This window comes from Oceanicaulis sp. UBA2681 (assembly GCF_002354675.1).
Classification (GTDB): Bacteria; Pseudomonadota; Alphaproteobacteria; order Caulobacterales; family Maricaulaceae; genus Oceanicaulis; species Oceanicaulis alexandrii.
The window spans coordinates 289,790-297,600 of record NZ_DEMB01000008.1 but is presented as its reverse complement, the minus strand read 5'-3'; the positions used below and the strand labels follow the sequence as shown (position 1 = coordinate 297,600).

The window sequence follows — 7,811 nt, the reverse complement described above, 5'->3', positions numbered from 1 at the left end:
TATCTGCGCGTTCATGACGAGCTGCCCTACGCCCTGACGGTGGAGACAGAAGGCTGGAAGGACCAGCGTGACGGTTCGGTTCGGATCGAGCAGACGGTTTATGTGGAGCGAGAAGCGCACAAGCCGATGATCCTGGGCAAGGGCGGACAGACCATCAAATGGGTGTCCACCGCCGCGCGCACCGATCTGGAAGAACAACTGGGCCGCAAGGTGCATCTGTTCCTGTTCGTCAAGATTCGTCCGAACTGGGGTGATGAGCGCGCCCGCTTCAACGCGCTCGGACTTGATTTCGACGCCTGATGGAGTGGACCGCCTCAGGCCGTATCGTCGCCGTTCGCCCTCATGGAGAGACGAGCGCGGTGATCGAGGTTCTGACGGCGGAGCATGGGCGTCATGCCGGACTAGTGCGCGGCGGGCGCTCCCGCGCCATGCGCCCCATCCTTCAACCGGGAAACCGCGTGCGGGCCGTCTGGCGCGCCCGGCTTGAAAGCCATCTGGGCGGGTTTCAGGTCGAGGGTGAAGACCTGTCAGCCGGCGTCGTCATGGATGATCCCTTGGCTCTGTCAGGCCTCAACGCCGCCTGCGCGATGGCGTCCCTGTGTCTGCCGGAGCGCGAAGAGCATCCGGCGGTCGCGAACGCCTTTGAAGTGCTGATCGCCGCGCTGGAGGACCCCGATGTCTGGCCCGCGCTTTATGTGCGGTGGGAGGCGGGGCTGCTGTCTGATCTTGGATACGGCCTGGACTTGCGCCGTTGCGCAGCCACGGGCGTTGAAACCGATCTCGTTTATGTCAGCCCGAAATCGGGCCGGGCGGTCAGCGCAGAGGCGGGCGCGCCCTATAAGGACCGCATGTTGGCTTTGCCCGATTTCATGAAGGGTGGCGGCGCGATCTCAGAAGGCGATGTGGGCGCGGGATTGAAACTCACCGCCCATTTCATCGAGCGCCGCGTGCTCTGGCCGACAGACCGCATGCTGCCGGACGCGCGAACCCGCATGATCGAGCGGCTGGCGGGCGAAGGACGTCTGTAACCTCTTGCGGCTCAACTGTTGAAAAGCCTGCGTCATGGCCTGCCCTGACAAGGCGATCCGCTCCATACTGGGTCCCAATCGAATCACCAAGGTGACCTGAGGGGATCTGGATGGGCGAGCAATTTCCGGGCGATGGCGGCCGTATCTTTGATGAGAGCTTCAATGACGCGCTCTCCTCGCGTTATCTCGCCTACGCCCTGTCCACCATCACCCAGCGGGCGCTGCCCGATGCGCGCGACGGCCTGAAGCCGGTTCACCGGCGCTTGCTCTACGCCATGCGCCTTCTCAAACTGGCGCCGGACACCGCCTTCAAGAAATGCGCGCGTGTGGTCGGCGACGTGATCGGCCGTTTTCACCCGCATGGCGATCAGGCGGTCTATGAAGCGCTGGTGCGTCTCGCGCAGGATTTCTCTTCGCGCTATCCGCTGGTCGAAGGCCAGGGCAATTTCGGCAATGTGGACGGCGACGGCGCCGCGGCCATGCGATACACCGAAGCGCGCCTGACCGAAGCCGCCCAGCTGATCTTGCAGGATTACGATGACGGCACGGTCGATTTTCGCGAGACCTATGACGGCGAAGACCGCGAACCGCTGGTTCTGCCCGCCGCCTTTCCAAACCTGCTTGCCAATGGCTCGGCGGGCATCGCCGTGGGCATGGCGACCAATATCCCGCCCCATAACGCCGCTGAGCTGTGCGACGCCGCACGCCATCTGATCAAGACGCCCGGCGCCGCCACTGAAACCCTGCTCAATTACGTGCAAGGCCCGGACTTCCCCACGGGCGGCGTATGCGTGGAGACGCGCGAAAACATCCTCGACGCCTATGAGACGGGCCGGGGCGGCTTCCGCCTGCGCGCCCGCTGGGAGGTTGAGGAGCTGGGCCGCGGTCAATGGCAGATCGTGGTCACCGAAATCCCGTATCTCGTGCAGAAAGCCAAGCTGATCGAGCGCATCGCCTCGCTTCTTGACCAGAAGAAGCTGCCGCTGCTGGCCGATGTGATGGATGAAAGCGCGGAAGATGTGCGCCTGATCCTGGAGCCGAAATCGCGGACGATTGATCCGGCCTTGCTGATGGAATCCGTCTTCAAGCTGACCGACCTCGAAATCCGTTTCGCGCTGAACCTCAACGTGCTCGACCCGACCGGCGCGCCGCGCGTGGTGGGGCTGAAAGAAGCGCTGCAGATCTGGCTCAACCACCGCCGCGAAGTGGTGGTGCGCCGCGCCACCCGCCGACTGGAGCAGGTGGAGGACCGCCTGGAAGTCCTGTCGGGCTTCATGGTCGCCTATCTCAATCTGGATGAAGTGATCCGCATCATCCGCTTTGAGGACCATCCCAAGGACCAGCTGATCTCGACCTTCTCGCTGACCGACCGTCAGGCCGAAGCCATCCTCAACATGCGCCTGCGTAGCTTGCGCAAGCTTGAAGAGATGGAGATCCGCGACGAGCAGACCCGGCTTGAAGGCGAGCGTGACGAGCTGACCGCCCTCATCGGCGATGAAGACCTGCAATGGAAAAAAGTCGACAGCGAAGTCGCTGACGTCAAGAAGCGCTTCGGCCCGAACACGCCGCTGGGCAAGCGCCGCACGACCTTCGCTGACGCGCCGGACGCAGACTTCGCCGATATGGTGGAAGAGGCGTTGATCCCGCGCGAACCGATCACGATCGTGCTGTCGCGCATGGGCTGGATCCGGGCGCTGAAGGGCCACACCGACGATGTGACCGGGATCAAGCACAAGGATGGCGACGAGACGTTGTTCTCGCTGAAAGCGGAGACCACCGACAAAATCCTGATGCTCACCACAGATGGGCGCGTTTATACGCTCGACGCGTCCAAGCTGCCCGGCGGGCGCGGCTTTGGCGAACCGGTGCGCTTGCTCATTGATATGGATGAGAGCGCGGAACCCGTCGCTCTGTTCAAATACAAGGCGGACCGCAAGCTGCTGCTCGCTTCGACCTCGGGTCATGGCTTTGTAGTTGCGGAAAAAGACCTGCCCGCCATCAAGCGCGCCGGGCGTCAGGTGCTCAATGTGATCGACGGGCACAAAGCCATGATGGCGCTGCCGGTTGCGGGCGACCGCATCGCGGTGCTGGGCGAGAACAAGAAACTTCTGGTCTTCAACGCCGACGAGATCCCCGAAATGGTGCGCGGCAAGGGCGTGCGCCTGCTCGGCGGCAAGTCCGGCGATGTGGCCGATATCAGCATCTTTAACGCCGAAGAAGGCCTGGTCCGTGTTGATCCGGCCGGCCGCCGTCATCTGGTCGAGGATTGGCGCTATTATGAAGGCAAGCGCGCCAGCGCCGGCAAGCTCGCCCCGCGCGGCTTCTCCAATAAGAGCTTTGGCGGGCGGTGACCACAAACGAAGAGGCGTAAGCCCTTCACCGCGCTGTCACTTGGCGTTCTCCCGCAATCGGAGTAAGGCTTTAACCGGTTTCCCTTCAGCGCCATCAAGGAGCGTTTCATGGAATTGCTGATTACTTTCGGTGTGATCGTTCTGATCGGCCTGTTCGTCATGACGATCTACAACCGGCTGGTGGCGCTTCGGCAAACCACTCGTCAGGCGTGGGGTGATATCGACGTCCAGCTCAAGCAGCGCCATGATCTGGTGCCCAACCTGGTTGAGACCGTCAAAGGCTATGCCAGCCATGAGAAAGAGACGCTGGAAAGCGTCGTGAAGGCGCGTCAGCAGGCCGTGGACGCGAGCTCGGTCAAGGATCTGGCCGCCGCCGAAAACGTGCTCTCCGGCGCGTTGCGTCAGCTCTTCGCTCTGTCGGAAAGCTATCCCGATCTGAAGGCGAACGAGAACTTCCTGTCGCTGCAGAACGAGTTGGCTGATCTTGAGAACAAGATCGCCGCCGCCCGCCGCTTCTTCAACAATGCGGTCAGCGAATATAACACCGCGCGCGAACAATTCCCCGCCGTGGTGCTGGCCAATTCCTTTGGCTTTAATGAGGCGGACTTCTTTGAAGTCGCCGCCAATGAACGCGCCGCCGTCAACGCCGGCCCGTCCGTAAAGTTCTAGGGCCATGCGCAGGCTGGAGGAGGGCGCATCATGATCGCCGCCGCCGGCCTGCGCACCCATATCTGGAACAATAATCTCAAATCCATCGCGCTGCTGGCCGGATTTCCGGTTCTTGTTCTGGGCATCGTTTTCGCGGCCGCTCTGGTGTGGAGCGGGTATGCGGACGCCCCCGCCAAAACCGGCGCCTATGCCGGCGCGATGGGGCCGGCGCTGGATCTGACCTTGCGCGCCTTTCCGTTCGTGATGATCGGCGTGGCCGTCTGGTTCGTCATCGCCTGGCTGGGCCATCAGGCGATGATTGATGCGGCGACCGGCGCGCGCAAAGTCAGCCGCGCTGATGAGCCCGAGCTTTATAATCTTCTTGAAAACCTGACGATTTCGCGCGGCATGCCGATGCCGTCCTTGCGGATCATCGAGACCGATGCGCTGAACGCCTATGCGTCCGGGCTGAGCGAAAAGAAAGCCGTCATCACCGTTACGCGCGGCCTGATGAACACGCTGAACGCGCAAGAGCTGGAAGCGGTGCTGGCCCACGAACTAAGCCATGTGATCAACCGCGATGTCCGGCTCTTGGTGATCGCGGTGATTTTTGTTGGGATCATCTCCTTCACCGTGGAGATTGCGGCGCGCGGCCTGTTTCATGGCTCGCTGGCGCGCGCAGGCGGCGGACGACGCGGACGATCGGGCAATGCGGGCGTGATCTTGCTGGTGGCGGCGCTGATCGTGGCGGTGACTTATGCTTTGGCGTTTGTGATCCGCTTTGCGCTGTCACGGTCGCGCGAATATATGGCCGACGCCGGCGCGGTGGAGCTGACGAAAAATCCCGACGCGATGATTTCGGCGCTGGAGAAAATCTCTGGCCGTAGCGAGATCAAGGACGCGCCCGAAGAGGTGCGTCAGATGTTTATCGAGAATGAGACCAAGGTCAGCTTCGCCGGTCTTTTCGCCACCCATCCGCCGATCGAGAAACGCATTGAGGCGCTGGAGACCTATGCGGGCGGGCGTCGCCGCCAGCGTGAAACCTCGATCCCGTCTGTCTAGTCACTATCGGGTTCGACGCGGTCTTCGGGGTGATCCTCATTCAGCAAGGGCGCATAGGACTGGGCGTAGAGATACCAGACCGAGGCGAAGAGCGCTGCGATCATCGGTCCGACGATCAGGCCGACAGCCCCGAACAGCGTTAGCCCGCCCAAGGTCGAGATCAGGATCATCAGATCGGGGAGTTTGGCGTCCTGCCCCACAAGACGCGGACGCAAGAGGTTGTCGATCAACCCCACCACCAGCGCGCCCCAGGCGATCAATAAGCCGCCTTCCAGATACCGGCCGCTGGCGATCAGCCACAGACCCGCCGGCCCCCAGACAAGCGGCGGGCCGATGCCGGGAATGACCGACAGGACCGCGGTGAGCGTCGCCAGGAACAAGGCGCCGGGAACCTCCGCCAGCGCCAGCGCGGCGCCGGTCAGAACACCTTGAATGATGGCGATGACGAAGGTGCCTTTCACTGTGGCGCGGATGGTGGACATGGCCCGCTCCACCAGCAGGTCGCGATCTTCAGACGGCATGGGCATGAGTTTCAGCCCCTGACTTGCGAGGCGGGGCCCCTGGGTCAGAAAGAAGAACAAGGCGAACAGCATCACCACCAGATTGAGAAAGGCTCCGAATGTGCCCGAGGTCGCCCGGCGCAAGGCGTCCACCATCCAACCGCCGGCGTTCGACGCAAACTGCGCGGCCTGACTGGTGATGTCTTGCTGGTAGGGCGCGAGGCTTTCGCGGAAGGGCAGCCAGGCGGGCAGGGCTTCAAGACCGCCTTCGCGGATCGCGGCGATCTGTTCTTGCAGCCAGGGCGCGACAGCGCCGGTCACCTGCACGGCTTGATCAGCGACAATCACCAGGATGGCGGCCAGCGGGATCAGCACGACCACCACAGCCAGGAGCAGCACCACGCCGGCTGCGGCGGAGCTGGAGCCGAACAGAACGCGTCTCATGAAGCGGTGGACGGGATGCAGGAACATCGCAAACACAGCCGCCATGAAGAGCGGGCTGAGAAAGCCGCGGATCATCCAGATGAAGATGACCGAAATGCCGAGCGCAAGCACCACGATGAACAGGCGCTGCAGGGCTTCGCGATCAGACATCAGGGCAGAGAAATTGCTGCCCTTGGAGGATGTGTCGGTATCATTCTGATCAGTCATACAGCAGTCCCGGAAGCGCGGTCGCCAGCCATGGCATCAGTGCGACCATAGCGATCATCAGGAGCTGAATTATGACGAAAGGCGCAGCGCCCCGATAGATCGCGCCCGAGGTCAGAGTGGGCGGCGCGACGCCGCGCAGATAGAACAGCGCAAAACCGAAAGGCGGCGTCAGGAAGCTGGTCTGCAGGTTCAGCGCCATCATCACGCCCAGCCAGACCGGGTCGACCCCCATCATGAACAGGACAGGCGCGACAATGGGCACCACCACGAAGGTGATCTCGATGAAATCCAGGAAGAAGCCCAGAAGGAACATCACGATCATCACCACGATCAGCGCGCCTGTCGCACCGCCGGGGGCGGCCTCGAGCGCAGCGCGCACCGTGTGATCGCCGCCCAGCTCGCGGAAGACCAGGGCGAACAGGCTGGCGCCGATCAGGATGACAAAGACCATGGCCGAGATCTGTGCGGTGGAGCGCATGACCTCATCCAGAACGCCGGTTCTGAAGAGGCGGATGCAGGCGATCATAACGCCCAGGGCGGAGACCGCGGAAAGCCCATAGGCGAGCCCCATCTCCAGCGGGTTGTCGCCCGCCCGCAGATCAAACGCCAAGGGGGACAACAGCAAGATGAACAGCGTGAGCGAGCCGATGACGATCACGGTTTGCCCGAAGGCCGGATTGTCCTGACCGCCGCTATTGCGATAGCCCGCCAGCAAGATCGCGCCCAGCGCCCCTACGCCCGCCGCTTCGGTGGGCGTGGCGAGCCCGCCCAGGATCGAGCCGAGCACGGCGATGATCAGGATGAGGGGCGGAATCAAGGCCCCGAGCAGCTTGCCCCAGTCGGCGTGGATTTCTTCAGGGGGGATCGCCGGAGACGCGCTCGGGCGCAGAATCGCGACGCCGACCTGGTAGAGGATATACACCGCCACCAGCAGCAGGCCGGGGATCAGCGCGCCCGCGAAGAGGTCGCCCACCGAGACGATGTCAGGCGAGAAAATGCCCTGCGCCCGTTGCGCCTCGGCATAGGCGGACGACAACTGGTCACCCAGCAACACCAGTACGATGGATGGCGGAATGATCTGACCCAGCGTCCCAGCCGCCGCGATGGAGCCGGCGGCGAGCGAGGGCGAATACCCGCGCTTGAGCATGGTCGGCAGGGACAGCAATCCCATCGTCACCACGGTCGCGCCGACAATGCCGGTGGACGCGGCCAGCAGCGCGCCGACGATGACGACTGAGATCCCCAGACCGCCGCGCAATGTGCCGAACAACGAGCCCATAGCGTCGAGCAATTGTTCGGCGATGCGGGACTTTTCCAGCATCACGCCCATGAACACAAAGAGCGGCACCGCCACCAGAATGGCTTTGTCCATCTCCATGATGTTGCCGTAGATCCGCTGCGGGAAAGCGCGCAGATGGAAGGGATCAAACAGGCCCAGCGCCAGTCCGATGAGAGCGAAGGCGAGTCCGACACCCGCCAGTGTGAACGCAACCGGAAAGCCTCGCAGCAAGGCGACAAAGGCCGCCGCAAACATGGCGAATGGCAGGAGACTAACAATTAAATCCATCATT

General features: G+C 62.8%; 7 protein-coding genes. 5 read left to right on the top strand and 2 right to left on the bottom strand.

Annotation, left to right across the window (positions count from 1 at the left end; genetic code table 11):
- The 5 genes from B3M53_RS06635 to B3M53_RS06615 form a co-directional block, all read left to right on the top strand.
- The coding region (locus B3M53_RS06635; protein WP_286799992.1) for a KH domain-containing protein at positions 1-300 on the top strand (300 nt) is incomplete at its 5' end.
- The gene (gene recO, locus B3M53_RS06630) at positions 300-1,028 is read left to right on the top strand and encodes a DNA repair protein RecO (protein ID WP_022702180.1); all 729 of its coding nucleotides are present in this window, start codon (positions 300-302) and stop codon (positions 1,026-1,028) included. The genes B3M53_RS06635 and recO, both read left to right, overlap by 1 nt.
- A 110-nt stretch (positions 1,029-1,138) precedes the next feature.
- Positions 1,139-3,379, top strand: a complete 2,241-nt coding sequence (parC, locus tag B3M53_RS06625) for a DNA topoisomerase IV subunit A (RefSeq protein ID WP_286799990.1) — start codon at positions 1,139-1,141, stop codon at positions 3,377-3,379.
- Positions 3,380-3,487: 108 nt separating this feature from the next.
- Positions 3,488-4,048, top strand: coding sequence for a LemA family protein (locus B3M53_RS06620; protein ID WP_286799989.1), 561 nt, complete (start codon positions 3,488-3,490; stop codon positions 4,046-4,048).
- Positions 4,049-4,078: 30 nt separating this feature from the next.
- Complete coding sequence (locus tag B3M53_RS06615; protein WP_286799987.1) at positions 4,079-5,089, top strand: M48 family metallopeptidase; 1,011 nt, start codon at positions 4,079-4,081, stop codon at positions 5,087-5,089.
- Here the strand turns inward: B3M53_RS06615 and B3M53_RS06610 are convergent.
- Both B3M53_RS06610 and B3M53_RS06605 read right to left on the bottom strand, forming a co-directional pair.
- Positions 5,086-6,240: an AI-2E family transporter gene (locus tag B3M53_RS06610; RefSeq protein ID WP_286799986.1), complete on the bottom strand. Its 1,155-nt coding sequence runs from the start codon at positions 6,238-6,240 to the stop codon at positions 5,086-5,088. The two genes, B3M53_RS06615 and B3M53_RS06610, sit on opposite strands and share 4 nt — an antisense overlap.
- Positions 6,233-7,807 (bottom strand): TRAP transporter large permease, encoded by a 1,575-nt coding sequence (locus B3M53_RS06605; RefSeq protein WP_286799985.1) that lies wholly within the window; start codon positions 7,805-7,807, stop codon positions 6,233-6,235. The genes B3M53_RS06610 and B3M53_RS06605 overlap by 8 nt, the downstream gene beginning before the upstream one ends.
- Positions 7,808-7,811 lie beyond the last annotated feature (4 nt).